This window comes from Arthrobacter sp. Y3221087 (genome assembly GCF_059089905.1).
This window is the reverse complement of the sequence record NZ_JBNHFE010000010.1, coordinates 13,249-37,888: the sequence shown is the minus strand read 5'-3', so window position 1 is coordinate 37,888 and position 24,640 is coordinate 13,249. Positions and strand designations below refer to the sequence as shown.

Annotated in this window: 23 protein-coding genes and 2 pseudogenes; 8 read left to right on the top strand and 17 right to left on the bottom strand. The window is 65.2% G+C overall.

What is annotated here, in order from left to right:
• Positions 1–10: 10 nt before the first annotated feature.
• Positions 11–331 carry a GYD domain-containing protein gene (locus AC5RUO_RS18855; protein WP_494012044.1) on the bottom strand — a complete coding sequence of 107 codons (321 nt, stop codon included), beginning with the start codon at positions 329–331 and terminating at the stop codon, positions 11–13.
• A 300-nt stretch (positions 332–631) separates the two neighbouring features.
• Between AC5RUO_RS18855 and AC5RUO_RS18850 the strand changes: the two genes are divergently transcribed.
• A complete protein-coding gene (locus AC5RUO_RS18850; RefSeq protein ID WP_494104323.1) occupies positions 632–2,218 on the top strand; it encodes a SulP family inorganic anion transporter in 1,587 nt (528 codons plus the stop codon).
• Between the two features lie 109 nt (positions 2,219–2,327).
• Here the strand turns inward: AC5RUO_RS18850 and AC5RUO_RS18845 are convergent, their stop codons facing one another.
• From AC5RUO_RS18845 to AC5RUO_RS18810, 8 genes are all read right to left on the bottom strand, one after another.
• Positions 2,328–2,771 carry an SRPBCC family protein gene (locus tag AC5RUO_RS18845; RefSeq protein ID WP_494012046.1) on the bottom strand — a complete coding sequence of 148 codons (444 nt, stop codon included), beginning with the start codon at positions 2,769–2,771 and terminating at the stop codon, positions 2,328–2,330.
• 129 nt (positions 2,772–2,900) lie between these two features.
• Positions 2,901–3,236 carry a hypothetical protein gene (locus AC5RUO_RS18840; RefSeq protein ID WP_494104322.1) on the bottom strand — a complete coding sequence of 112 codons (336 nt, stop codon included), beginning with the start codon at positions 3,234–3,236 and terminating at the stop codon, positions 2,901–2,903.
• Positions 3,233–3,970 carry an amidohydrolase family protein gene (locus tag AC5RUO_RS18835; protein WP_494012048.1) on the bottom strand — a complete coding sequence of 246 codons (738 nt, stop codon included), beginning with the start codon at positions 3,968–3,970 and terminating at the stop codon, positions 3,233–3,235. The genes AC5RUO_RS18840 and AC5RUO_RS18835 overlap by 4 nt, the downstream gene beginning before the upstream one ends.
• A complete protein-coding gene (locus AC5RUO_RS18830; RefSeq protein WP_494012049.1) occupies positions 3,957–4,781 on the bottom strand; it encodes a GntR family transcriptional regulator in 825 nt (274 codons plus the stop codon). The genes AC5RUO_RS18835 and AC5RUO_RS18830 overlap by 14 nt, the downstream gene beginning before the upstream one ends.
• Before the next feature lie 64 nt (positions 4,782–4,845).
• Positions 4,846–5,652 (bottom strand): ABC transporter permease, encoded by an 807-nt coding sequence (locus tag AC5RUO_RS18825; RefSeq protein ID WP_494104321.1) that lies wholly within the window; start codon positions 5,650–5,652, stop codon positions 4,846–4,848.
• On the bottom strand, positions 5,639–6,457 hold the full coding sequence (locus tag AC5RUO_RS18820; RefSeq protein ID WP_494104320.1) for an ABC transporter ATP-binding protein: 819 nt from the start codon (positions 6,455–6,457) through the stop codon (positions 5,639–5,641). The genes AC5RUO_RS18825 and AC5RUO_RS18820 overlap by 14 nt, the downstream gene beginning before the upstream one ends.
• Positions 6,454–7,338 (bottom strand): ABC transporter substrate-binding protein, encoded by an 885-nt coding sequence (locus AC5RUO_RS18815; RefSeq protein ID WP_494104319.1) that lies wholly within the window; start codon positions 7,336–7,338, stop codon positions 6,454–6,456. The genes AC5RUO_RS18820 and AC5RUO_RS18815 overlap by 4 nt, the downstream gene beginning before the upstream one ends.
• A 116-nt stretch (positions 7,339–7,454) precedes the next feature.
• Positions 7,455–8,516 carry a Gfo/Idh/MocA family protein gene (locus tag AC5RUO_RS18810; protein ID WP_494104318.1) on the bottom strand — a complete coding sequence of 354 codons (1,062 nt, stop codon included), beginning with the start codon at positions 8,514–8,516 and terminating at the stop codon, positions 7,455–7,457.
• A 191-nt stretch (positions 8,517–8,707) separates the two neighbouring features.
• Between AC5RUO_RS18810 and AC5RUO_RS18805 the strand changes: the two genes are divergently transcribed.
• Both AC5RUO_RS18805 and AC5RUO_RS18800 read left to right on the top strand, forming a co-directional pair.
• Positions 8,708–9,781: a Gfo/Idh/MocA family protein gene (locus AC5RUO_RS18805; protein WP_494104317.1), complete on the top strand. Its 1,074-nt coding sequence runs from the start codon at positions 8,708–8,710 to the stop codon at positions 9,779–9,781.
• Entirely contained in the window at positions 9,771–10,676 is a 906-nt protein-coding gene (locus AC5RUO_RS18800; protein WP_494104316.1) for an MBL fold metallo-hydrolase, read from the top strand. Before AC5RUO_RS18805 ends, AC5RUO_RS18800 begins: the two co-directional genes overlap by 11 nt.
• Here AC5RUO_RS18800 and AC5RUO_RS18795 read toward each other — a convergent pair.
• Together AC5RUO_RS18795 and AC5RUO_RS18790 are read right to left on the bottom strand one after the other, a co-directional pair.
• A complete protein-coding gene (locus AC5RUO_RS18795) occupies positions 10,673–11,563 on the bottom strand; it encodes an SDR family oxidoreductase (protein ID WP_494104315.1) in 891 nt (296 codons plus the stop codon). The genes AC5RUO_RS18800 and AC5RUO_RS18795 overlap by 4 nt on opposite strands.
• Positions 11,560–12,009: a nuclear transport factor 2 family protein gene (locus AC5RUO_RS18790; RefSeq protein WP_494104314.1), complete on the bottom strand. Its 450-nt coding sequence runs from the start codon at positions 12,007–12,009 to the stop codon at positions 11,560–11,562. The genes AC5RUO_RS18795 and AC5RUO_RS18790 overlap by 4 nt, the downstream gene beginning before the upstream one ends.
• A 63-nt stretch (positions 12,010–12,072) precedes the next feature.
• Here AC5RUO_RS18790 and AC5RUO_RS18785 point away from each other — a divergent pair, with 63 nt between their 5' ends.
• Positions 12,073–12,723: a TetR/AcrR family transcriptional regulator gene (locus tag AC5RUO_RS18785; protein ID WP_494104313.1), complete on the top strand. Its 651-nt coding sequence runs from the start codon at positions 12,073–12,075 to the stop codon at positions 12,721–12,723.
• A gap of 98 nt (positions 12,724–12,821) precedes the next feature.
• The gene (locus tag AC5RUO_RS18780; RefSeq protein WP_494104370.1) at positions 12,822–13,691 is read left to right on the top strand and encodes an alpha/beta fold hydrolase; all 870 of its coding nucleotides are present in this window, start codon (positions 12,822–12,824) and stop codon (positions 13,689–13,691) included.
• An 8-nt stretch (positions 13,692–13,699) separates the two neighbouring features.
• Here the strand turns inward: AC5RUO_RS18780 and AC5RUO_RS18775 are convergent, their stop codons facing one another.
• Entirely contained in the window at positions 13,700–14,380 is a 681-nt protein-coding gene (locus AC5RUO_RS18775) for a DNA alkylation repair protein (RefSeq protein WP_494104312.1), read from the bottom strand.
• A 307-nt stretch (positions 14,381–14,687) separates the two neighbouring features.
• Positions 14,688–15,074 carry a hypothetical protein gene (locus AC5RUO_RS18770; RefSeq protein WP_494104311.1) on the bottom strand — a complete coding sequence of 129 codons (387 nt, stop codon included), beginning with the start codon at positions 15,072–15,074 and terminating at the stop codon, positions 14,688–14,690.
• Positions 15,075–15,189: 115 nt separating this feature from the next.
• On the opposite strand from AC5RUO_RS18770, the pseudogene AC5RUO_RS18765 reads away from it, so the two are divergent.
• The 3 genes and pseudogenes from AC5RUO_RS18765 to AC5RUO_RS18755 all read left to right on the top strand — a co-directional run.
• Positions 15,190–16,839, top strand: a pseudogene (locus AC5RUO_RS18765) (LuxR C-terminal-related transcriptional regulator); the annotation flags it as partial.
• Between the two features lie 138 nt (positions 16,840–16,977).
• Positions 16,978–17,336: pseudogene (gene arr, locus AC5RUO_RS18760) on the top strand (NAD(+)--rifampin ADP-ribosyltransferase).
• A 175-nt stretch (positions 17,337–17,511) separates the two neighbouring features.
• Positions 17,512–18,696, top strand: coding sequence for a metallophosphoesterase family protein (locus AC5RUO_RS18755; RefSeq protein ID WP_494104310.1), 1,185 nt, complete (start codon positions 17,512–17,514; stop codon positions 18,694–18,696).
• Positions 18,697–18,703: 7 nt separating this feature from the next.
• Here the strand turns inward: AC5RUO_RS18755 and AC5RUO_RS18750 are convergent, their stop codons facing one another.
• The 4 genes from AC5RUO_RS18750 to AC5RUO_RS18735 form a co-directional block, all read right to left on the bottom strand.
• On the bottom strand, positions 18,704–19,738 hold the full coding sequence (locus AC5RUO_RS18750) for an NAD-dependent epimerase/dehydratase family protein (RefSeq protein ID WP_494104309.1): 1,035 nt from the start codon (positions 19,736–19,738) through the stop codon (positions 18,704–18,706).
• Positions 19,735–22,425, bottom strand: a complete 2,691-nt coding sequence (locus AC5RUO_RS18745) for an alpha/beta fold hydrolase (protein WP_494104308.1) — start codon at positions 22,423–22,425, stop codon at positions 19,735–19,737. Before AC5RUO_RS18745 ends, AC5RUO_RS18750 begins: the two co-directional genes overlap by 4 nt.
• Positions 22,419–23,471: a 3-oxoacyl-ACP synthase III gene (locus tag AC5RUO_RS18740; protein WP_494104307.1), complete on the bottom strand. Its 1,053-nt coding sequence runs from the start codon at positions 23,469–23,471 to the stop codon at positions 22,419–22,421. Before AC5RUO_RS18740 ends, AC5RUO_RS18745 begins: the two co-directional genes overlap by 7 nt.
• Before the next feature lie 107 nt (positions 23,472–23,578).
• Positions 23,579–24,535 (bottom strand): glycosyltransferase family 4 protein, encoded by a 957-nt coding sequence (locus AC5RUO_RS18735; protein ID WP_494104306.1) that lies wholly within the window; start codon positions 24,533–24,535, stop codon positions 23,579–23,581.
• Positions 24,536–24,640: the final 105 nt, after the last annotated feature.

The following is a 24,640-nucleotide window of genomic DNA, read 5'->3' as shown; positions in this document are numbered from 1 at the left end:
AGGCGCCCTACTACTGTCCCGGCGCGCGGTAGGACGGCGTCTTCTTGGCGGCTTCGTCAATGTCCTCCACGGACAAAAGCGGCTTCAGGCGGACGTTGACGTTCCCCGTCGAATTGATCAGCAGCGACAATGCTGCGGCACTTGCATCATCCGGCGCCTCGAAAACGCCAAGGACGTCGTAATAACCAAAGGCGTAGTAGAAGCACTCCAGCGTTCCTCCCACCGAGGCCAAGGCCTCCGTGAGGGCGTCACGCCGTGCGGTACCGCCCTCCTGCATGAGCCCCTTGATGCCCTGGCCCACGTACGTCGCTTCAAACAGATACTTCGGCATGGTCTTTCCTTCCCTGGATCCCTAACCCGATTTCTGTGGCCATCCGGAAGGTACCCGCGGAGCACGGGTACGTTTGAAGCAGGATGGCGTCCGCGCAGAATCCTCCTCACCTGGCTCCATTGCCGTGCAGGAGCGGCCCAGATCCGGCCCCTAAATCCCATGGAAACGGGGCAGCCAACCCCGTTACCGCAGAAGCTATTCCTCCGGCCGCGGGCAGTCAATATGCGGGTACACCTAATGCCGCCGCCTTCAGGGCGGTGCACAATGGCGGGCCAGGACAGGATGGGCCATGATCGGTGCATGCACCGCTCCGGAAAGCGTCGATCCTGGTGGATCCCGCCGTCGCTTCGCGGTTACAAAGTTGAGTGGCTGCGCCAAGACCTGGTGGCAGGCGCCGCGCTCTTCGCGGTCCTGGTCCCCGCGGGCATGGCCTACGCGCAGGCCGCCGGCCTCCCTCCGGTCACCGGCCTCTACGCCACCGTCGTGCCCCTGATCGCCTACGCGGCCGTGGGGCCCTCACGTGTGCTGGTGCTGGGCCCGGACTCGGCACTCGCCCCCATGATCGTGGCGGCCCTCGTTCCCCTGGCCGCGGCCAATGAACAGAGATCCGTGGCGCTGGCGGGCCTGCTGGCCATCCTGATCGGCGCCATCATGCTGGTCGGCTCGGCGCTGCGGCTGGGCATCGTCACGGGACTGCTGTCCAAACCCATCCGGCTTGGCTACCTCAACGGCATCGCCCTGCTGGTGGTGGCCTCCCAGGTTCCCACGTTCCTGGGGATCTCGGTCGACGGCGAGACGCCCTGGGACAAGCTCTTCGCCGCGGTGCCGAAGGTGCTCGCCGGCGAAACCAACATGGCGGCACTGCTGCTGGGGCTGGCCTCGCTGGCGCTCATCCTGGTGCCGCGGTGGCTGCAGTGGAAGGTCCCGGGCGTGCTCATCGCCGTCGTCGTGTCCTGCCTCGCCGTGGCCCTGCTGGGACTCCGCGACCGCGTGGACGTGACCGGGGCCCTCCCTCAGGGGCTGCCGGCGCCGGCCCTTGGCGGGATCGGCTGGGCCGACGTCCTGGCACTGCTGCCCGCCGCCGCGGGCATCGCGCTGATCGTCTTCGTCGACACCGGAACCCTGTCCCAGTCCCTGGCCGCGGCGCGGAACGGCAAGGTCTCCGGCAACCATGAGATGGCGGCCCTGGGCGCGGCGAACGCGGCCAGCGGCCTGCTGGGCGGCTTCCCGGTTTCGGCCAGCACCTCCCGCACCCCGGTGGCGGTGGAGTCGGGGGCGAAATCCCAGCTCACGGGCGTGGTGGGGGCCGTCCTGGTGCTCGGCTTCATGCTTGCGGCGCCCGGGGTCACCGAGTTCCTGCCGTCCACCACCCTGGCCGCCATCGTCATCGCCGCAGCGGCCGGCATCGTCGTCGCCGTCGGCCTGGCCATCCTGGACTTCCTGCGGCGGGCCTGGGACCCCTACCGTGCCGAACTGGTGGACGTGCCCGGCATGCCCGGCTACCACGACCTGAGCCGCCACCCCGACGGCGAGCGCGTCCCCGGCCTGCTGATCCTGCGCTTCGACGCACCCCTGTTCTTCGGCAACGGCGCGCTCCTGGGCTCCTTCGTGCGCAATGCACTGGACGAGGCCCCGCCGGGCACCGAACGCGTGGTGCTGGCGGCCGAGCCCGTGACCGGAATCGACACCACCGCCCTGGACGAGCTGATCCAGCTGGACGAATGGCTGGACCGGCACGGCGTGGAGCTGGTGTTCGCGGAGATGAAGGGCCCGGTCAAGGACAGGCTGCTGCGGTACGGCATGGGCGCCCGTTTCTCCCCCGAACACTTCTACCCCACCGTGGGCGAGGCGGTGCGGGCGTTCCAGCGGGAGGAACGGGAGGCGTAGCCGCCGCACCCAGAGCCGCGCGCCGAGATGAACTTCAGCGGCCCGCGCACTCGGTGCAGAGTCGGCGACCTGCCGGATCACCGCAAGAGTCCGCTGGTGTGGGTGGAGATCAGGGGCGCTCCATCAGGACCTTGAGCTTGGCCAGGGCCTTCTCGTCGTCCCGCTTGAAGATCAGCTTCAGAAGGGGAACGGCGAACCGGGCCAAGCCCGCCACCTGGAAGTCCACGTTGCTGATGAGCCGGCATGAGTCGGGGCCGGTGGGCTCAACCAGATAGGAGGCCACTCCGTCCATCTTGCCCGACGGGATCTCAAAGGCTACGAAGCGGCCCGGCTCGTAGGCCGTGAAGCGGTTTCGTCCCACGATCTTCATCCCGGCAAAGCGCCGCGTCAGTTCATGCTCCGTGCCTACGCCGAGAGGACCTGGAGTGATACGCCGTATCTCCTCGATCCCGCTCTGCCACTTGGGGGCGTTGGTGTTGTCCGCGACGAAGTCGAAGACTTTTGAGGCCGGTGCCTGCAACTCGGTAATCGTTTCCAGTTGGAGCCTTCTCATGAGCTGTCCTCTCTCAGGGGCGGAAGCATGCCGTGTGATGGAGGCCCGGTCCACGTTGATTCGGCGCGCTCCGCCGGAACGGGCAAGGCGATCGCGATGACACCCCCAGCTCATTCGGCAAATCCACGATCAACCGTCCGCCCCTCCCGGCGCTGATACGGCAGAGAAGTGCAGCGGTTTGTAGTTGGCAACGTTCTCCACCAGGAGCCCAAACACCTCATCGTGCAGGTCCGTCTCCACCCAGTTGAGCCTCTCCCGCTCGCTGCGAAAGCTGATATCCATGCGCAAGTGCTGATCCCCGTGGATATCGCTGCGGTCTGTCTCCCGCAACAGGATGCATTCGAGAAACCCGTCCTGGCGGCAGATCGCCGGGTGGAAAGAGTCATGGAACCGGCGAATCACTTCCTCGGTTTCCTTCGGGGCGACAATCATCATGACGCTGACCCGCACCATCACGTCTGTCATTGGAGTTTGAAAACGTCGGAGGCTGTGCCCCACATGACTGCTTCCAGGTCGCGCTGTGACAGTCCAAGGGCCTGGAATTTCTCTGTTTCCGGCCTGACGTTGTAGGGCAGGTCGGCTCCAAACATCACCCGGTCCGCCCCCAGGATTTGGATCATGGCTCCGATCTCCGGCGTCTTGCACCAGGAAGGTTCGAGGTAAACGTTCGGGCAGACGCGCGCCACAGCGATGGCGTTGCCGGCAAAGGTGGACATGCCGGCGTGCGCCAACACTATGGTTACATCAGGGAACTCCTGTGCCGGACCCAGGACCGCCGTCGGGTCCGCAAACGGCACCCCATCCCCCGTGTGCACCATGACCGGAACGCCCAGCTCCTGGGCGGCTTCGAAGACCTTGCGCCCATCCCTGCTGCCCGGATGGACAGCGTGGCCGATGGAGTGGAGCTTCACCCCGACAAAACCCAGGTCCTGGACGCAGCGGCGGATCTCGCTGCGGTACGCATCATCAGGAATATGCGGGTTGAGGCTGGCGATGCCCCAGATTTTGAAGGGAGCCGTCCTGGCCAGGTCCGCGATGGCGTCATGCTGCAAAGGAGCGTCAGCAGCTCCCGGGAAAGGCTGAACAATGCAACCCTCCAGCGGCGTCTCGTCTATGGCGGCCGCTAGTTGGGTTTTCGTGACCTCCAAATCGAATACGTTGCAAGGACCAAGATGCTGGTGGACATCAATGTGTTTCATTCTTTTCCCTCCTTGCGGGACTTCGGGTGGCGATATTGCCTTGCAGCCATCCAGTCGGGAACTGCAACTGGCCGCCTGCAGTTACGTGCTCCAGGGCCTCCACTCCGAGAGTGACAACCGCCGGATTAAATGCCAGCGCGCCCAATGCGAGTGTTGCGCCTTCGCTGTCGATGACGCGGGTGTACATCACCAGCACGGCGCTTCCTGGTTTGAGGCCCAGCTGCCTGGCGACATCCTCGGAAGCTTCCTCTGCCGTGATTGCGCTGGTGACGCTGTCGATCTGCACGTTGTGCACGGACTCGAGGAAGGGAACGATGTCGCCGCGCAGCTTCTCCACCGAAAGTGGCTGTCCCTGGATTGTTGCCGGGAGAAGGTGGTACAGGAGTGCGGCCGGCACGTCGCCGAGGGCGTAGCACCTGACACTTCGGAAGCCTGAATTCGACAATTTGCCTTCATCAAACATCCTGACGATTTCATCCTCAAGCTCCACATGTGTCACGGAAAACTCCAGGAGTTTGTGTTCCACACCGGATTCCTTGAGGAAGTCGGCGAAGGAGCCGATGATATTGGCCGGGTAGCGTATGGCCGGCCGCGCCAGCGGCACCAGGATTGTCCCTCTTCCCCGCTTTCGCTGCACCCTTCCAGCAGCTTCAAGCCGGCCCAGCGCCTCCCGGACCGTTGCCCGGGAAACGCCGAATTTCTGGCTGAGCTCCGTCTCGGGTGGCAACCGGTCCACGTCCTGCCTGCTGAGCTCCACAATGAGCCTCTCCAGCTGTTCGAACGTTTGGTCTGCCCTGCTGGCCGCACCCATTTGTCTCCTTCCAGATTTGGCAGTGGAAGATCCAGCGCCACGAACAATATTCACAGTGTGTGGATCAGAAGCGAAGCGCATACCGGTAGTGGATCGGGCGCGTGAGCTGCCGGAACAGGATGTCCGCTGTCAGGCCCATGACACCCAGGGCAAGGATGCCGGCGAACACGATGTCGGTACGGGCAAACAGGCGGGAGTTGTAAATGAGGAATCCGATGCCGCTCTCCGCTGCCACGAGTTCGGCTGCCACCACGGTCATAAAGGCGATGCCCATGGCTGTGCGCAGGCCAGTAACGATTTCCGGAACTGCCGCAGGCATCACCACGGTGGTTATCACCTGCCTCCTGCTGGCCCCCAGGCACTGGGCGGCATGAATTTTCTCCTTATCGACACCCTGGACCCCGGCGACCGCGCTAAGGAAGACGATGAAGAACGAGGCATATACGATGAGCGCGACTTTGGAGGTCTCGCCAATGCCGAGCCAGATCAGGGCCAGGCTCAAGAAGGCGATCGGTGGAACAAACCGAAAGAAGTTCAGGAACGGTTCCAACGCTACGCGCAGCAGTGTCACCCGCCCTGCCAGCAATCCCAGAGGGATGGCCAGGGCAGCCCCTATGAACCACCCGGACAGGACCCGGCCGTATGAGGCAGAGACGTGCTGGAGCATTTCCCCGGAGGCGATTAGTTCAACGGTTGCTGCGCCGACCCGTAATGGACTGGGCAGAAACAGGGGGTTCACAACCAGGGACAGCAGATGCCAAACCACGAAGGCAGCAATGACTACGGCGGTGTACGTGATCCAGGGCCGTCCTTCAAGCTTTCCCCTTGACTCTGCGGGCGGATGTGTCACATGGACATCAGTGATTGCCATCGTCGTGTTCCTTCCCGTGCTGGAGTTCCGCCGTCAATGCCGACGCCAACTCCACAAATTGCGAATCGGTGCGATTCCTTACGCGAGGCAGATCAATCTCCAGAACGCTCTTAATGCGTGCTGCCGGCCCGGCTGTCATCACTGCCACCCGGTCAGCCAGGTAGACGGATTCCGAAACGTCGTGCGTCACGAACACGACGGTCTTCGATTTCCGCTGCCAGACGTCGACCAACTCGTCCTGGAGCCTCATCCGCGTTTGGGCGTCAAGCGCCCCGTAGGGTTCATCCATCAGCATGACGTCGGGGTCGTTGGCCAGGACCCGGGCGATCTGGACCCGTTGCTTCATGCCGCCCGAGAGTTCCCTTGGCAGTTTGTGTCGATGCTGGTCCAGGCCCACCAGGGACAGGGCATCATCGACGGCGGCGTGCCGCTGCCGCTTGTCCACGCCGCGAACTTTGAGCCCGTATTCCACGTTCCGTTCCACATTCAGCCACGGAAACAGCGCGATCTCATTCTGGAAAACGACCCCCCTGTCTGCACCAGGGCGGACAATCTGATGTCCGTTGATGAGTATCGCTCCGGCACTGGGCTTCTCGAATCCGGCCATCATGTGCAGCAGGGTGGACTTCCCGCATCCACTGGGGCCCAGAATGCACATGAATTCTCCCGGGCGTACAGCGAGGTCAACATCGCGGACTGCCGTGTAACCGGCCGTGGTCCGTGTGCTTGGAAAGTGCTTCGTGACCTTCTGCAGCTCGATTCCTGTCATGGCGGTTCTGGTCCCGTCTTCTGCGCGCTTCATCATTCCTTCACCTGCCCCGGCGCGACTTCCCGCAGATGATCGGTCACGAACACCTCGTCGAGGTCAGGCATCTTTTCCAGCTTGCCGTTTTCCATCATCCAGTTAGCGATCTTTTCCATGCTTTCCCGGGCCGCAGCGTCATAGTGCACGGTGTAGTCAAACTTTGCGTCCTCAAGGAAGGACGTCACGGTCGCTTTTTCGGACTTCGTCCACTTCGCGCCGATTTCAGCTGCCCTTTCCGGGTTCGCCTTGATAAAGTCGTTTGCTTCAATCAGGGCGGCCAGTGCCTTCTTCACACCGTCGGGGTTGGCATCCACCCACTCTTTGTTCATCTGCAGCAGGATGCGCGTGGTGTACACCTCTTCCGTGCCCGGCTCAAGGACGTGGGCATTGCCCAGGGAGTTAAGCGCGCGGGTCACAACGGGCTCTACGTTCAGGAAACCGTCGATGTCACCGCGTGCCATAACAGCAACCTGCTCGGCAGCATCAACATTCACGAATTCCACTTCTTCCCTGGGGATGTTGAAATGGTTCAGATACTCCTGGAAGGAGTATTCGAAGGCGGAACCGCCGATCAGCCCGATTTTCTTTCCACGCAGGTCTTCTGGTTTCTGGATGGAATCGTCGACCACAATGCGCTGATCCTCAGCGGTGGCCACTACTGCAGGTACCACCAGGCCGGCCCCTTGGCCAAGGAGCCCGAGGAGCGGAAACTCCACTGAACCTGCAGTTTGGGCTTCGCCGGCCAGGACAGCTTCGGTTCCCAGGAACCCGACGTCGAAAACCCGCACGGTGGATTCGATGCCGTGCTTGTCGAAGATGCCCTCATCCTCGGCCACGAAGACGTTGAGCCAGGACAGGTTTCCCGCCCCGGTGAAAGTCATGGGGACTTTTGCGCCCTGGCCTTGCTGCTGGGTGTCTCCCGCGCAGCCTGTGGTGACGAACGCAAATGCGAGACACAGAAGTCCAATGAGTCCGGAACGTCCGGAATTAAGATCTTTCACGATGTTCCTTCTTTCTTGAGGGGTGGTGAGACTGCGCTGGACGTGAATTCCTGGCCGCTGATGCTGTCATCCAGGATGGTGTCCAGGTGCACCGGCCTTCCGCCGGCTTCGATGGAGGCCTCTGCTGCCTCCATTACTGCTGTGGCTTCCAAGGGATAGGTATAGGGAAGAGGCGCCTTACCTTCGGCGGCCCCGCGCAGGAACCTGGCGAGCGTCTCCACCATCCCTGCTTCTTTTTGTGCCTCACCTACATCGGCCTCGAGGTATCCCTTCGAGCCGTAGAGCACCACGTGCCGCGTGGCTGCTGCTCCTTGCAGGGCATTCACGACGAGCATGCGTCCGTCGTCGTAGGTCACGACGATCACCCGCGCCTGCGATGTGTGCCGGGCCTGGACTGATACGGCACCCGGGCCCAGTATCGCCTGCCCGGTCTCGACCATATGGGTTGTATAAAAGTAGGGATTATCCAGGTATGGGCCGCTGGCAATACAGGTCTTGATGTCCCCGAGATTGGGAGCCTGTGCCATCAGATTTAGGATGGCTGGCGACCACTTCCAGGGTGAAGATGAAAAGACAACAGAGCCACTCTTCTCGGCCAGGCTGAGGAGTTCCTTTGCCTCCTGGGAGCTTTCCGTGAAGGGCTTGTCCACGAACACAGGCAGCCCGGCTTCCACAAAGGGGCGGGCCAACGCTGCATGGTCCCTGCCGTGCCACGTGCAAATCAGGACCCCATCAACTCTTCCGAGCAGCTCTTCCGGAGTCTTGGCGACGTGTTGCACGCCCATTTGGCCGGCCCATTTCCTGACTGTCGCGCTGTCCTGGCCCCACCACGAGGTGACCTTGACGTCATGGAAAGCGCTGTCGGCCAGAATCTCGTCGGCTGAGGGCAGGGCCGGATCCCAAGCCCCCGGACAACGGAATTGCGGCGCTGGCATGCCGCCGACTGCCGCCGAATGGTCCACGTTGGCTTTCGGAAATGCCGGCCCTGGGCGCGCGTTGAGAATAGATGTGTACTCCAGAGCGTGGAGCAGATCGCTTCCGATCATTCCTAGCTGCACTGCGACCCCCTTTGGTCACGGCCGTCTTTCCGCGGGTCGCACTCCGTCGTCCGCTTCATTAGTCAGACTAACTTCTGCTGAAGTTGGTCGTCAAGGCCCTCTTTTAGTCAGACAAAGCCTTCCGAAAAAGTCCTGCCTGCGGTACGGTTGTCGCATCTTCTCACTGGCGGAAAAGCCGAAAGGCGGAGGCTATGGCAGCCAACGATGAACCGGTACGCGTCGCGCTCGTAGGCGCAGGCGAAATTGCTGAAGTGGCACATCTGCCAGCGTGGGCAGCCGCAAATGATGCCCGAGTGGATGTGCTGGTGGACCCCAACCAGGAGCGCGCTCAACGAATAGCCGCCAGGTTCGGGATCCCCAACTGCGCAGTGGACCTCCAGGAAGTTCTCGGATCGGGCGAAGTTGATGCTGTGGACATTTGCACGCCACCGCATTTGCACGCCCCCATGGTCCTCAGCGCTCTAGGTGCAGGTCTCCACGTGCTGGTCGAGAAACCAATGGCGACGAACCTGGACGATGCAGAAGCCATTGCGCGGGCGGCAGAGGCAAGTGGCAAAACGGTGATGGTGGCGGAGAACTGGCTGTTCTCGAGCGCCCGCCGTCGGGCTGAAGAAATTATCCGCAAGCATGCCCTCGGGCAGCCGTTCCTGATAAAGGCCAGGCACGAAAGTTCACTTTACGTGTCGTCGGAAGGCGGGGCTCCTGCCTGGACATTTTCGCCCGACACCGCCGGAGGTGGATACCTGATGCAGGCCGGAATCCATACGGTGGCACTGGCTGAAGCCATGGTTGGGCCCTTTGAGGAAGTTTCGGCCTACACCAGTACTGACGACATAGCGCCCGACGGCGCTTTGGAAAGTACGGCTGTGGTCAGCGCGCTGTTCAAATCCGGCACGCTGGGCTCGCTCGTTTTCACCGCGCGTTCCAGGCATCTGGGACCTCGGCGTCTTGGCCTGGAACTGTTCTTCGACAAGGGTTCGCTGGAGCTGGACGTCTGGTCCGGCCGCGTCAGCTACGCAGTCGAGGGAAGGCAGACAACCGTTGAGGATGGCAACAGTTCAATGGGCTTCACGGAGGAAATGAGCCACTTTGTCCAGTGCATAAGAACTGGAAGCGAACCGGAGGCAAGCCCGACCAGGTTGCTCAGCAGCCTGAAGACCATACTCGCCGCCTACCAGTCCGCGGCGTCGGGCCGATCCCTGCGCCCCTCGGACATGACCTCAGCTCGCCTTGGAACGAAAGACAGGAACGACAATGGCGTCTAACTATCAGCCCGAGTCGCTCCTCGAAGGATACCTGTCAGGCGAACAACTCGCGCGCGGACGGCGTGCCCAGGCCCAGGCAGAGCCAACCAAGCTCGAGCGGATGCGGCTCCGCTGCTGGTTGAGCGGGACAGGTACCCCGGCGGTGGTCGACGGCCGCTACGGCCCCTCGACCGTTCTTGCCATCGGCGACGACGTGGTCATGGTTGATACCGGCAACGGCTGCGTCTACCAGTTGTTCCGCCTCGGCTGGCGCCCGGAGGATGTGACCCATGTGCTCATCACCCACAACCACCTTGACCACAATGCCGACTTGGGCTTTCTCATCATGGCGCCCTGGATCCACGGAACTCAAAAGAAGGTGCCCACCGTCATCGGTCCCCCCGGCACACTTGAATACGTCAATCGGATCTTCGCCGCTCACGACTACGACATCCGGGCCAGGCTCCCGCACGGCTACGACCCTGAAAAGCTCAGCGTTCCCGTCGTCGAAGTCCAGGACGGTCTCATCCTGGGCTTTCGTGGATGGCAGGTGTCTGCTGTGGAGGTGGAACATTCCCCTGTGGAGGACGCCTTCGGATACGTGTTCCGCACCGCCGCCCATTCGCTTGCGATCTCCGGTGACACCCGGCCGTCCCGCAAGCTGATTGCAGCCGCCCGCGGTGCCGATGTGCTGATCCATGAGGCACTCTTTCCGGGTTACGGCATCCCGGAGTACCACACGTCGGTCCATGACCTGGGAGGCGTGGCTGCCGCCGCGGAAGTATCCCTTCTCGCACTGACTCACCTCATCCCCGGCAACCTGCCAGAAGAAAAATGGCGTGAAATTGTCCAGGAGAGTTTCCACGGCGAGCTCATTGTCGGAACTGACCTGCTGCAGGTCTGCGACCTGTCCTAGCCTCTGCGTGCGCGGGTCGGGGTGCTGGAAACCTCCAGCACGAAGTCGTGCACCCAGGTCCGAAGAGTAGTGGGCTGCACTCCGTAGCGAGCGGGCAGGTCCCCCATGTCGAGTCTTGAATCGTAGGTCTCCAGCAGTGCAAGGAAGCCGCTGAGCAAGTCCGGCATACCCGCAATCGGCTGTCCCGGAGCAACTGTCTGCACCGGAATTTGCCGTCCCAGTTCGAGCTCGAATGCAGTGACCACATCCCGCCAGGAGATTGGCTCCGGACCGCCGACAACAAGCAGTTGGCGATCCCACTCCGGATGCTCAATCACGGCAAGCACGTACCGTGCCACGTCCCGCATTGCCACCAGGGAGTGCACGCGCCTTCCCTCCCCCACGAGAGTGACCGGCTGCCCTGCGAGAGCCGGCCCACCAACCACTATGACCGGCAATTTATCCATAAAGAGGTTGGGTTGGATTATCGTCCAGGACATCCCGCTGCCGCGAAGCAGCTGCTCCGTCTCGCCTTTGGCAGCCATGAAGGGATTGGGGCTGTCCGGGCTGGCGCCGAGGTTCGAAACAAAGACATAGCGGCGGATGCCCGCATTCACGGCGGCACCGACCAGGTTCCGATTGCCGGCGCGATCCACCGAATTCACATTGTCTTCGCCGCCCCGTGCGGAGGAGTTGGCTGTGGTCACCACTGTGTCGACGCCGGCACACGCCTCTGCAAGTGACGCGGGATCTTTAAGGTCACCGAAGACAGGCTGGGCGCCCGCCGTAACGAGAGTTTCGTACGCCGACCCTTCACGCACCAAAATGCGCACCGCAAACCCCTCATTGATCAACGTCTGAGCGATAAGACCACCGAGCTGGCCGGTAGCCCCCACGACAAGAATCATGATGTTTCCTTTGTTGGGGGTTCTGAATCGCTGCCCAGCACCCGGCTCACTGCTGCATTGACGTCGCCGCTGACATCCTCCACCGGCTCCAGGTAGAACCGGGCCGTGGAAATTACTCCGTCTGTGACGCCGAAGATGACCACTCCCCGCATCAGGAACGCGGCTCCGTCGGTTCGTGTCCCGGACATCTCCCACTCGGTCCACAGGTCGTCGCCGCTATCCGCCGTGCTGTGCACTCGTGCATGAATGTCCGGGACCCGCAAGAAGATCTCTGTCCAGTTCCGGCGCACTTGATCTCGTCCCCGGAAGCCCCGCTGGGGGTGGGCGGGTGTCTCATTCAGATAGTTTTCGGCAAAGCACGCCACGAGATCGTCCAACTTGTGGGCGTTCACCGCGCTGAGCAACCGTTGCACTAATTCTCCGGCAGCATCTGCTTTGCCCATCATTCCAACTCCCCGAATGATTCTGATACAGTCATCTGTATCTGATACTCAAGCATGGAACGAATATTGGGAAACGTCAAGAGTAAGCGCCGCTACGACTCCAGCGGACGATTAGAGCAGGCACGGCGAAACAGGGATGCCATCCTCCAGGCCGCCGAGCGGCAGTTTGGTGAGCGCGGGTACGCGGGCGCAACGCTAGCAGCCATCGCCTCCGAGGCAGGTGTTTCGGTCGAGACTGTCTACAAGGCGTTCGGCGGGAAGGCGGGGCTGGTGCGCGCCCTCTACGAGCGTGGGCTTGCTGGGGCCGGACCCGTCCCTGCGTACGCTCGATCTGACGAGATGCGGGAACGTGAGAGCGACCCGACGACGGTCATGCGGAACTGGGGGGCCCTGACTGCCGAGGTGGCTTCCCTGGTCACCCCGATCCGACTTTGGATGCGTTCTGCCGCCGTTAGCGATCAGGAGATGGCAAGCCTGCTCGAAGACATCGAGAGCGAGCGCCTCAAACGGATGCGCCACCACGCCCGGTACCTTAAAGACCGCGGTTACCTCCGCGAGGGCGTCTCCCTGGGTGAGGCGACCGACATACTCTGGGTTTGCAGCTCGGCGGAGCTCTACGAACTGCTCGTGTTGAAGCGGGGCTGGTCACTGCCAAGATTCGCCCAGTACGTCACCCAATTTATGATCGTCTCCCTGCTCCCCGAGGGGCACCCATGAGAGCCGTGGATGTTTCTCGGAAAGAGCGTTGACCTCGAACTTAGTAAGAGCTCGAGTATCGTTTTTCTACCCATGAGTAGATTTGTGGTGTGAATTTCATGGAGGAGCCGCCGTCGTGCCTGAAGCCGCCCGCCGCAAGCGCCGGGCCGCATCACCAGGCGTACCCTGATGCCATGGAACCCGAGGTCCGTTCCCTGTACCTGCGCACCGGCGTCACGGTGCCGTGCCTGATCCAGGGCGACGCGGAGGCGAAGCCGCTGCTCCTGCTGCACGCATGGGGCGAATCCGGCCGCTGCTTCGAACGCCTGCTGCCCGGTCTGGCCGGCTTCCGGGTCTATGCGCCGGACCTCCGCGGCCAGGGCGATGCTGACAAACCGGAGGACGGCTACTCGCTGGCGGAGCAGGCCGATGACGCGGCGGCGATCCTGGATGCCGTGGAGGTGGAGAGGGCGTTCGTCCTCGGGTCCTCCAGCGGCGGCTACGTTGCGCAGCAGCTGGCCGCGGCGCATCCCGGGCGGGTGGCCGCGCTGGTCCTGGTGGGGTCGCCGCTGAGCCTGCAGGGCCGGCCGGCTTTCGCCGACGAGGTGGACCTGCTGGCCGACCCCATCGATGAGGACTGGGTCCGGGGGTCACTCTCCTGGTTCACGCTGCACCAGCCCGTTCCCGGCTGGTACCTGGAGGACCGGGTGCGCGACGGCGTCCGGATGCCTGCCCACGCGTGGAAGAAGATCCTGGCCGGGCTGACGTCCGCTGCCCCGCCCACCGAAGCCGGCGCCGTCCGGGCGTCAACGCTGATCATCTACGGCAGCAGGGATGACCTGCTGCCGTTGCAGGACCAGGAGATTCTCGCGTCCCGGATTCCGCGCGCCGTGCTGAAGGTCTATCCCGACGCCGGGCACCTGGTCCTGTGGGAGCACCCGGAGAGGGTGGCCGCGGACGCTGCGGCGTTCCTGCACTCACTCGCCTGAACCGGCCCCTACTCCCCCTTCCGCCGCACCATCTCCCCGATCCATGCCGGCGCGAACGGCGACGTGCAGCCCGCCGGCGTCGGGTAGTCCTTGAGCACCTCCAGGCGCTCCCCGATGCCGAGCGCACGCTCACGGTGCTCCGCGTGCTCGATCCCGACCTGCGCCAGGCACGTGTTCATCGCCCACTGCAGCCGGTCCGGGGCGTCCTTCATCTCCGCCTCGATGGTGTCCAGCAGGCCCGGCATGTCCAGGCCCCCGGGCTTCTTCACCACCCGGTCAGAGGTCAGCGCCCAGCCCGCGCTGGCCACCACCGGGTCCGGGTCGGCCAGCCAGGCGGCGCGCAGTTCCTCGGCGTGCGGGCTTTTCTTCACCACGTAGTTCACCAGCCAGTCGTGCACCTTGGGGGCGCGCGCCTCCCTCAGCATCGCGTCCAGTTCGTCACGTCCGAACGCCTTGGGTTTGCAGATGAGCAGCGCCAGCAGCCGCGCCGCGGTATCGCCGGTCCCCCACAGCCGGACCGCGAGGTCCTGCTGCTTCTTCAGCCGCTTGGCCACCGCGCGGAGCTGGCTGAGATTCACGCCGTGGTCATCACCGTGCCGCTCGTTCACCTCGCGCATCTTCGCGTCCTCGAGCCCGGCCAGCTCGGCCAGCACTTCGTCCAGCTGCGTCGCCGCCGTCGTTTCCGCCACTCTGCCTCCCCGTCCGTCACCATTTGGGTTTCAGCGTACGACGGCGGCAGCGCACTTCCGGCACCCGGCGGGTGCTGAAGCGAATGCCAACGGCGTTTCCGCCGGCGAGCACAGCCTGAGCCAGAAACGCAACGAGGGCCGTCCGTTCCCCGTCCTTGGTCATGCGGTGAGGACTATGCCGCTACCAGGACCAGGCGTAGGCCCACTTCACGAGAGCACTGCTTCCCCGTCACCCTTGAAATTCAGCGTACGACGGCGGTGCCGGGCTTGCGGACCTTCGCGGAGTTGGACTCATATCCGGCTCAGTTCATCCAACAGGCGACCCGACCCTGATGAGCCCCGCCACGTGCCGCGGGAACTGGGCCAGGTCCTCCCCCGCCTCCCGATACCACTGCGTCACGACCGCCGGGGGCTGACCCAGGGTCATCGCGTTGCTGAACGACTCGAGCCACGTCCCGGACTGTGCCAGGTGTTCGCTGATCACCGCCATGTGGTTGGCCATGGATTCCGGTTCGGCATGGACCTGAAGGCAGGTGATCTGCCGGCCAGGTTCATCGGCGAAGAACTGGAACACGAGCATCCTGGGCTCACGGCTTTCCACGAGGCGGGCCACCTCGCGGCAAGCCTCCAGAGCTTCATCGAGGTGCCCGGCGCGCACGGTATAAGTGCTCAAGTAGACAAACGGCTCGTACATGATGGCCTCCTGAACCAAGTGACCCGCACCATGCGGATCACCTTCAGGATCCCGCCGGCGCGCCGCGCAGACATCGGCAGGTCCCGCCAACTTCGGCATCCGCCACTGGGTAGTTATGCCCAGTCCAACGATGCATAGTAGTGATCAGGAGGTTGACGTGGCCGACGACGCAAATCACCTCGCGCGGGCCCGTGCGTTCCACGCGGCGTTCGCGTGGCGGCAGGCATGCGACGAGTTCCGCGCCGCCGGCGGGCTCGCGGGCCTTGAGGTCGATGATGTCGAGTGCTTTGCCGAGTGTGCACAAATCGCAGGCCTGCGCGACGAGGCGATTGCCGCACTGGTGCATGCCTTCGAGGTGCGGGCCGCGAACGGCCAGGTGCGTCCCGCGCTCGCCTCCGCTTTCTGGCTGTGGGAGGCCTACAACCTTAACAGCGAGTTCGCCCAGGCCAACGGCTGGATGGCACGGGCACGCGAGCTCGGCCCGGACGACGCCGGCGAAGAGCCCGGCTGGCTGCTCATCACCACGGCGTACGGCCGGATCGCCGCGGGTGCCTATGACGAGGCTGTCATGCTCCTCGCCCGCGCCCGCGAGAGGGCTTCAAAGGTGCACGACGGCGACCAGCTCGCTTTTTCGACGCTCCTCACCGGCCGTGCCCTGGTCCAGTCGGGCCGCCTCGCGGACGGGCTGGACTGGCTCGACGATGCGATGCTCCGCGTACTGGCGGGCGAGACGACGCCACGGGTCACGAGCCTGCTGTTCTGCGCAGCGATCGGCACCTGCCAGATAGAGGCCCGCGATGTCTCCCGGGTTCGGGAATGGAGCGCTGCCCTCGGGCAGTGGCTGGATTCGGTACCTCCGTTCGGCGGGCCCTTCTACGGCAACTGCCTGACCTACCGGGCCGTCCACCTCCGCCTCGCAGGCCAGTGGGCGGCTGCCCTCGCCCAACTGGAAGAGGCGTGCCGGAGCCTGGCCGAGGGAGCAGGCATTCGCCTGATTGGCCATGCACGCTACGAGCTCGGTGAATCGCTCCGGCTTTTGGGTGACGTCCCCGGGGCAGAGGCAGCCTACCGGGCGGCGGCATTCGCCGGAGGCCCCACGCAGCCAGGGCTCGCCCTGCTCAGACTCTCCCTTGGTGACGTGCCCGCCGCAGCAGCAGGAATCCGGCGTTCGCTCGGCGAGTCCGTGGGGCCGAGTGCTCGCGTGGAGCTGCTGCCTGCGGCAGTGACCGTCCTCCTCTCGGCAAAGGATGCGAGGGAAGCCGCGGCCGCTGCAGCCGAGCTGGGCAGCCTCGCGGAGCATTTCGCTTCCGACAGCGTGCGCGCCGCCCATGCGCGCGCCCTTGGCGAACTGGCTCTTGCCAACGAGGAGTGGCAGAAGGCGCTTCCCGAGCTACGACGGGCCGCCGGACTGTGGCGGGACCTTGACATCCCCTACGAGACGGCGCGGTGCTGCGTGCTCCTGGCCACCGCGTACCGGGGTGTGGGGGACGATGAGGCGGCGAACCTTGAGCTCGAAGCGGCGCGCCAGGTCTTCACCCGTCTCGGCGCCCGTCCCGACCTGCTGGTGGTCGAGGGCATGCTCCTGCACCCCGACCTTCCATCGCAGCCCGGCCTCTCTCCCCGCGAGGTCGAAGTGCTCCGGTTGATCGTGCAGGGCCTGACCAACCGGGCAATTGGCGCGGAGTTGTTCCTCAGCGAGCGAACCGTCCAGCGCCACGTGAGCAACATATTCGACAAGCTCGGCGTGAACTCCCGGACCCAGGCGGCAACGCACGCCGTCGGCCGCGGGATCATCAGCACGTCATCAGGACTTCCTGATTCCGGAACCCGCCGTACTGAAGTAAAGAACAACACGGCCAACCCCAACGATGCAGGACCTTTCTTCCACGGCACCAAAGCCGACCTGCAGCCCGGGGATCTGCTGGTTCCGGGCTACGCCTCCCCAACTACGGGGGACGGAAGACCGCGAACCACATTTACTTCACGGCCACCCTGGACGCGGCCACCTGGGGCGCCGAGCTCAGCGCAGGTGACGGAACCGGCAGGATCTACCGGGTGGAACCCACCGGCCCGTTCGAGAACGACCCCAACCTGACTGACAAGAAGTTCCCCGGCAATCCCACCCGGTCCTACCGCACCCGCGACCCCCTCCGCGTGCTCGACGAAGTCACGGACTGGCAGCCGCACTCCCCCGAGGTGCTGCAGCACATGCTGAACCATCTGGAGGAACTGAAGCGGCAGGGCATCGAGGCCATCGACTGAAGCCGCCAGCCGCCGCCGTCGTCCGGGTGGGAAATGGACCGCGGCGGTTCCGTGTCTCCTTTGCGCACATAGCCGCAGCTGTTCACCCTGCGTTTGGGAACCGGTTCCCGTGGCTTCCTAGAGTCGCTGGGACGGCGGCGGGATTCCCGCCGCGCATGACGCGGAAGAGGCAGCGATGACCATCAAGATTGACCAGCACACGTTCAGCCGGAGGGCAGCCCTGGCCACCGCCGGCGCCCTCGGTGCCTTGGGTGCCGCGGTGGCCGCGGGCACCGGAGCCACCGCCGCCCCGGGGGCCAAGGCACCCAAGCCCACCCTCGCGTTCCGGCCCGACGGCCGGTTCAAAGTGGTCCAGTTCAACGACACCCAGGACGACGAGCAGACCGACCGCCGCACCATCGAGCTCATGGACCGCACGCTTGACGCGGAACAGCCGGACTTCGTGGTGATCAACGGGGATGTCATCAACGGCGGCTGCGACACCGAGCTACACGTCAAGCAGGCGCTGAACCAGGTGGTGAAGCCGATGGAAAGCCGGAAAATCCCCTGGGCCGTCACGTTCGGCAACCACGACGAAGACTCCGCGGCGAAGACCGGCATGACCGAAGCCAGGATGCTGCAGTTCCTGCAGAGCTACGAGTACAACGTCAACGGCAACGCCACAGAAGGAGTCACCGGCACCTCCAACTCGTTGCTGCTGGTGCAGTCCTCCAAGTCCAAGGATCCCGCCTTCGGACTGTGGCTCATTGACACCGGCCGTTACGCCCCGGATAGCATCAACGGGCAGGACTTCGAGGGCTACCCGGACTGGGACTGGGTACGGATGGACCAGGTGACCTGGTACCGGAACCTCTCCATCGCCACCGAGCAGAAGTACGGCCGGAAGATTCCGTCCCTGATGTGGGGCCACATCGCCTTGCACGAGCACCGCAACATGTGGTTCGCAAGCCTGGACTCCCGGACGGACGCCGACCACCAGCGCGCCGTGAAGAAGCACAACATCGTGGGTGAGCGGAACGAGGACGAGTGCCCGGGCCCGTTCAACTCCGGCCTGTTCAACGCTTTTCTGGAGCGCGGGGACGTGCGCGGCTACTTTGTGGGCCACGACCACGTCAACACCTACGTGGGCAACTACTACGGTGTGGAACTCGGCTACGGCCCGGGTACCGGCTTCGGGGCGTACGGTCTGCCCGGTGCCGACCGGAACCGGCTCCGCGGCGCCCGCGTCTTCGAGCTCGACGAGAACCACACCGGGATCTACAAGTCCACCCGGCTGGTCTTCGCCAAGGACTTCGGCATCGACCTGACGGCCAACGACCAGCCGGTCAGTCCCGATCCCCTGGGCCCAGCGCAGCAGTAGGGGCCCGCTAAAGCTGGTGCCGCCGTCGTACATTACGACGGCGGTCCGCCGGCACAAGCGGCCTCGCGGTCGGCCGGAAACCATAGTGTTCGGCCAGCCTGGCAAGTCCCTCGTCAAGAGAGACTTCAGGTGTCCAGTCGAGGAGTTCCCGGGTCTCGCGCTGGTCGAACCAGTGGGCGGTGGAGAGTTGTTCGGCGAGGAACCTGGTCATCGGCGGCTCCTCATCCCGCCCGGCCCAGGTCCAGGCCTTCTCCACCACCGCTCCCGCCGCCCGCGCCACTTTGGCGGGCACAGACCACGACGGCGCGGGGACGCCTCCCGCCGCACAGATTCCTGCCAGCAGCTCGCCCACCGGGCGGGGCTCCCCGTTGGTCACCACCAGGGCCCTGCCGTGGGCGTGGTCCATGCGGCGCAGCGCGGCGACGATGGCCGCGGCGGCATTGTCCACGTAGGTGGTGTCGATCAGGGCGGCGCCGGCGTCGAGCAGCGGCATTCGACGGCGGCTGGCCCGGGCCAGGACCCGTTCCACCAGTTGGGTATCGCCGGGACCCCAGACGATGTGGGGGCGCACCGCCGCGACCCGGAAGTCCGGAGCGTCGGCTGCCAGTGCCAGCAGCTCCGCCTGCGCCTTGGTACGAGAGTAGTGGCCGTGCGCATGCTGCGGGTCAGCCGGCTCCGCGCCAAGCCCGGCAATGGCGGCGCCCGAATAGGCCACGGACGGGGAGGACACAAACACCACATCCCGCGCCCCGGCCGCGCTGGCGCACTGAAGCAGGCGCCGGGTCCCGTCGACGTTCACCTCGTCAAACTCCGCGGCACGGCCCGTAAAGGAAACCTTCGCGGCCAGGTGGATGATTCCTTCGGCGCCTTCGACTGCCCGCCGGAGCGCTTCAGCATCCGTGACGGACCCGCAGAAGTCCGTGGCGCCGTCGATCCCTGACGGGCGGCGCTGGAAGGTGGCCACGTCATGGCCCTGGCGCACCAGCAGCCGGGCCACTTCTCCCCCGAGCAACCCGCTGGCCCCGGTGACGAGGACCCTCATGGCTTCCCGGGCCGGCCGCCGGCCAGCACCCGCGAAGCCCAGCGGGACAGGCGTGTCCTGTCGATCTTGGCGTTGTGCCGGATGTCGGTGGGCTGCGCGGGAACCTCGAGCACGGCGGAGACCTGGACGCCGGCCGCAAGCGCGGCCCTGCGGACATCCCCGGCAAGCTGAGGCGCAGCAGGACCTGCTTTCCGCGCTGGCGGGATGGTCTCGACGACGGCGACCACGGCCTGGGTGCCCGCCGGTCCGACGCCGGTAATCGCCGCAAGCCGGACGCCGTCGTGGCGTTCGATGGCCTGTTCGGCGCCCACGGGCGTCACTACGGCGCCGGGGGCAGTGACGACGTGGGCCAGACGGCCCTCCACCCAGAGCCGGCCCGCGGCGTCGAAATGCCCCACGTCGCCGGTACGGTGCCATCCGGGCAGGCTGGAACTCTCCTGCTCGGTCTGCCAGAGCCTGTCGTACGCTTCCTTGACGTGCGCGGCGCTGACCAGGATCTCACCCGTCACACCAGGTTTCGTCACGGCATTGGACCCCGGCGCCGTCCCATCCACCGCCAGCGGGACAACGGCCAGCCGGGCGCCGTGCACCGGCCACCCTACACATACGCCGTTGCCTGCCCCCGCCATGCTTCCGGAGGCAGCATCGGCGTCGGCGGCGTGAATCTGTTCGAGGCTGATGTCCGTAACCGGCAGCGCCTCGGTCATCCCGTACGGCGTACGCAGCGAGGCCCGGGGCAGCAGCCGCTGAACTTCGGCCAGGAGGGGTTCCGGGACGGGCGCGCCCGCAGACAGCAGCAACTCAACACCTTCCAGCGCTTTGTACCCTGCGGCGCTCACGCCGTCCCGGGTGGCCAGGACATTGCGCAACGCGGCCGGCGAAGCGAAGACCACTGTGGCGTCAATTGCCGCGGCGGCGTCGGCCAGCGCGCCCGCCGTCAGGGTGCGGGGCGCCGTGACGTCCATGGCCGGCGTCACCGACACTGCTCCCAGCGCCGGACCCAGCAGGGCGAAGGGTGCGAAGCCGGCCACCAGCCGGGCACCGGAACGGATCCCGAAGGTTGCGGCCACGGTGTCCCGCATCGCGGCCAGCTTCCGGTGTGTATAGAGCACACCTTTGGCTGGGCCGGTGGACCCGGATGTGAAGAGTACGGCGGCCGGGGCATCCGGATTCACGCTGGCCGCCAGCTCCAGACCGTGGCCGGCACCGGAACGGGCAAGGGCCTCGAGGGAGGCCTTCACTCCCAGAACACGGCGGCTGGCGGCCGGGAGGTCCCGCACGCTGATCCGCCTGCCGGGCCAGCCGAGCACCGAGGCTGCGGCGAGCGCTTTGTCGATTCCTACCAGGAAGTCCGGGGTAGCGCCTTTCACGGCGCGGCTCAGGCCCTTGGTTCCCAGCCCGGCGTCGGCCACCACCACCACGGCGCCCAGCCGCAGGCAGGCGTACAGGGTGACGGTCAGGTCCACCCCGGGGGGAACCATCAGGCTCACCCGGCTGCCGCTGTCCACTCCGGCTTCCATGAGCCCGGCGGCAAGGTCCAGGATGTTACGGTCCAGCTGCCGCCAGCTAAGCGAGCGGGCCACCGTACCGCCCGGCGCCATTTCCACGACGGCGGTATCGTCTCCCGCAGGCCCTGCCGCCTGCTCGCCGAGCAGGTCCCACAGGGGCCGGAATTCCGACGGCGACGGCTGGACGGCGTCCGGCCCCTCACCCCCGGCGGATGTGGCTTCGGCTTCCGGGGATGCGCTTTTGCCGGCACCAACGTTGCCGGCAAGCCACTGGAAAACCGGAGCAGCAATGTTCCGGTCCTCCGCCACAAGATGCCCGGCGCCTTCGAAGCGGTGCACCTTCGCGTGCGGAAGCCGGCCGATGAGGTCCTTGAGGTACCGGTCCGAAAAGATGGGATCCCGCGGGCCCCAGAGCATCAGCGCCGGGACGTTCAACCCGCGTAAACCTTCCGCCACGCGGTCCAGCGCGGCGAAGCTCGGGTGCGAGGCGTCCACGGGGATGTCCGCCACGAAGTTCCCCACCCCGGCCCGGCGCCGGGCTCCACGGTAGGGGGCCATGTAGGCCTCGCGGACGCCGGCGGGCAGCGGAGGGTGGGCCAGCGAGTGCGTCACGCGCAGGAACACGTCCGACGTCGTCGTTCCCCACTTATGTACGGCGGGGTGCAGGGCAAGGCGCAGCGCCAGCGGGATCGCCGCACCGGCCGGCTGGTGGACAGCGGTGTTGGTCAGCACCACCCCGGCCAGCTGCTCCTGGTGCGCCAGGGCCCAGCCCAGGCTGATCACGCCGCCCCAGTCGTGGCCCACGGTCACAACGGGCCCCTCCAGGCCGAGGGCGTCCGTAAGGTCGCCCAGGTCATTGATGCGGTCCGCCAGCCGCCGGAAGGTGCCGGTGCGCTCCGAGTAGCCCATGTCCAGCTGGTCAACCGCCACAACACGCCAAGGGTGGTCCGGATGCGCCCCTGCTGCCAGCAGTGTTCGCCACAGATACGACCACGTGGGATTGCCGTGCACGCACAGCAATGTACCGGCGGGGACCAGGCCCCGGCGGGCGAGCTGGGCGCCGTTGTCCAGCAGGTGCCAGCGGCGCACCGTGCCCGGCGCGTCGGCGCCGGAGGTGGAGGGGACCTCGATCTCGCGCGGCCATTCCGGATCGACGCCGGGCCAGGTGGCGGTCACCAAACGATTTCCATCATGGCCGTGTTGAGCCCGGATCCGACGCCCATGCAGAGGACGCGGTCCCCCGCTTCAAGGGACTGCGCTTCGGCGGCGAGGGTCATGGGGAGGGAAGCGGGGCCCACGTTGCCCCAGTGCGGGAACGTGAGGGGGACCTTGGCAGGATCCAGGTTGATGGCCTCGATAATCGCCTGGGTGTAGGCATTGCTCACCTGGTGCGTGACGTACCGGTCCATGGCGGCCCAGTCCCACTCAGGCCGCGCCTCGTGCCAGGCGTCGACGACGAGCCGCAGGCCGCCGTCGAGCAGGCCTTTCGTGTCCGTGGCCATGCCGTCAACGCCGCCCACGCACAGCTCATGGTGTTCCGTACCCGCGCGCATGACGCCGCCGACGATCCGGTGCCCACCATGGTGCCGGTCCGCGGGGCCCAGGACGGCGGCGGCAGCTCCGGAACCCAGAGTGAGGGTGGCGAACTCGCGGCTGAAGTCCTCGCGCGTGGTCTCCGGCCGCTCGAGGCGGGCCAGCGTGGCCTCCTGCGTCGCCTGGGCATCCTCGGCATTGACGATCATCGCGTACTTGATCTGGCCGGAATCAATCATGCTTGCCGCCAACGTCAGCCCGTTCACGAACCCGAGGCAGGCGTTGGCGAGGTCGAAGTTCATGGCCGACGACGGCAGGCCGAGCCGGTGGTGGATCTTCACGGCGACGGACGGTTCCAGGTTGCGCCGCGTCACCGAGGTGTTGATCAGCAGGCCGACCTGGGACGGTTCGATGCCGGCCTCGGCCAAGGCCTTGGCGCCCGCTTCGGCGGCAGCATCATCGAACGATGTCCCTGCCGCCCACCAGCGGCGGTGCGTGACACCGGCAACCCGCTCAAGCAGACGGGGCGGGAACTTCAACCGTTGCAGGGTGGGCGCCAACCGGCGGTCGAATTCCGTGGAGCTCACGATCCTCGGAGCCTCGACACTGCACACCGAAAGCAGTGCGGTGTTGCTGTGCCGGAAGGTTGCATTCCCTGCCAAATCAAGCCCCTGTTCGTTCTGATCCTGCATGCATGGGGTGTCCGTACCCCTTACCCGCAAGTTCAAAGCCTAACTTTTGTGGCGCCTGCCTTACCGAATCGGCGCACCGCGCGCATCTTTGGCACTACGCGCATGTGCTAGCCATTCTTCAGCAACCTCCGCACCTCCTTGAGCAGGGCCTCCTGAGCCTGGCCGTGAACAATCTGCTCCCTGATCGCAGCCGCCGCGTTCTGCCGGAGGCGTTCGATGGCTGGGCCTCCCTCGTACGCCCGCCGCAAGCAGTACCCGATGCTCGCTACGGACGGTTCGGCCCACACCTGGCCGCGGAAGAATGGCCACTCCAGCGCTGCCGACTCCGGGACGGGCACAAGCTCGCAGTCGATGAGGAGGGCGTTGTTGGCGTTCATGAAATCAAGATGGCCGCCCCAGGCTGTACCGATGGTGATCAGGCCCGAGGCCATAGCTTCCATGAACGGCCGCCCCCAGGACTCCCCCCGGGTGGGCAACACGAAGGCGTGCACCGAGGCGTACAGCTTCTGCATCCCTGTCTGCGAGAGCGGAAACGGCAGCAGCCGCACCGTCGGGGTGCGGTGCGGCCTGACTTTCCGGACCACTTCGGCTATGGCTGCAGGAACGTCGGCGGTACCGGGGCCAAAGGGGTCCACCCGCAACAGGAGTTCAACATCATCGGCGGCCCTGAACTCTTCCAGGTACGCCTGCAGAAGGACATCCCATCCCTTGCGTTGTTGCCACCGGAAGACGGAAAGGAATTTGAATTTACCCTGGCCGTCATAAGCGCGGACCGCCGGCTGCAACCAATTCTTATCCACGAATTCGGGGACGACTTTGAGCTTGTCCGGATCCACACCGGCGTCAGCGAAAGTCCCGGCATTGAAGCGGGACGGGACCCATACTTCGTCCACTTCTGCCAGGCGCGGAAGCCATTCAGCGGGCACCGAAGCGGTTTCGAACATCGCCCGCCACACCACTTGCCCGGTCAGGTTCTCCCACCCGTAGTCATGCCAGGGCAGGTGCACGATGGTCAGCCCGGGCCCTGACCGGTGAAGCGGCTCAGTGCCTTGTCCTGCACCCATGTCCGGGCGGGAGGAAACCGAAGTTTCTTGAACGTGGTAACCGGCCTGCCGGAGAGCATTGACGAAGCTTCTGCCTTCAACCGCAAACCCGCTGCATCCTTCAAG

Bases quoted from the DNA above. Each gene is read 5' to 3' on its own strand.
- AC5RUO_RS18850 (WP_494104323.1), top strand. From the start codon at position 632: ATGCACCGCTCCGGAAAGCGTCGATCCTGGTGGATCCCGCCGTCGCTT.
- AC5RUO_RS18755 (WP_494104310.1), top strand. From the start codon at position 17,512: ATGACCATCAAGATTGACCAGCACACGTTCAGCCGGAGGGCAGCCCTG.
- AC5RUO_RS18800 (WP_494104316.1), top strand. From the start codon at position 9,771: ATGGCGTCTAACTATCAGCCCGAGTCGCTCCTCGAAGGATACCTGTCA.
- AC5RUO_RS18735 (WP_494104306.1), bottom strand. From the start codon at position 24,535: ATGGGTGCAGGACAAGGCACTGAGCCGCTTCACCGGTCAGGGCCCGGG.
- AC5RUO_RS18830 (WP_494012049.1), bottom strand. From the start codon at position 4,781: ATGGGTGCGGCCAGCAGGGCAGACCAAACGTTCGAACAGCTGGAGAGG.
- AC5RUO_RS18845 (WP_494012046.1), bottom strand. From the start codon at position 2,771: ATGAGAAGGCTCCAACTGGAAACGATTACCGAGTTGCAGGCACCGGCC.
- AC5RUO_RS18825 (WP_494104321.1), bottom strand. From the start codon at position 5,652: ATGGCAATCACTGATGTCCATGTGACACATCCGCCCGCAGAGTCAAGG.
- AC5RUO_RS18820 (WP_494104320.1), bottom strand. From the start codon at position 6,457: ATGATGAAGCGCGCAGAAGACGGGACCAGAACCGCCATGACAGGAATC.
- AC5RUO_RS18805 (WP_494104317.1), top strand. From the start codon at position 8,708: ATGGCAGCCAACGATGAACCGGTACGCGTCGCGCTCGTAGGCGCAGGC.
- AC5RUO_RS18780 (WP_494104370.1), top strand. From the start codon at position 12,822: ATGGAGGAGCCGCCGTCGTGCCTGAAGCCGCCCGCCGCAAGCGCCGGG.
- AC5RUO_RS18795 (WP_494104315.1), bottom strand. From the start codon at position 11,563: ATGATTCTTGTCGTGGGGGCTACCGGCCAGCTCGGTGGTCTTATCGCT.
- AC5RUO_RS18770 (WP_494104311.1), bottom strand. From the start codon at position 15,074: ATGTACGAGCCGTTTGTCTACTTGAGCACTTATACCGTGCGCGCCGGG.
- AC5RUO_RS18750 (WP_494104309.1), bottom strand. From the start codon at position 19,738: ATGAGGGTCCTCGTCACCGGGGCCAGCGGGTTGCTCGGGGGAGAAGTG.
- AC5RUO_RS18815 (WP_494104319.1), bottom strand. From the start codon at position 7,338: ATGACTTTCACCGGGGCGGGAAACCTGTCCTGGCTCAACGTCTTCGTG.
- AC5RUO_RS18740 (WP_494104307.1), bottom strand. From the start codon at position 23,471: ATGCAGGATCAGAACGAACAGGGGCTTGATTTGGCAGGGAATGCAACC.
- AC5RUO_RS18835 (WP_494012048.1), bottom strand. From the start codon at position 3,970: ATGAAACACATTGATGTCCACCAGCATCTTGGTCCTTGCAACGTATTC.
- AC5RUO_RS18840 (WP_494104322.1), bottom strand. From the start codon at position 3,236: ATGACAGACGTGATGGTGCGGGTCAGCGTCATGATGATTGTCGCCCCG.
- AC5RUO_RS18855 (WP_494012044.1), bottom strand. From the start codon at position 331: ATGCCGAAGTATCTGTTTGAAGCGACGTACGTGGGCCAGGGCATCAAG.
- AC5RUO_RS18790 (WP_494104314.1), bottom strand. From the start codon at position 12,009: ATGATGGGCAAAGCAGATGCTGCCGGAGAATTAGTGCAACGGTTGCTC.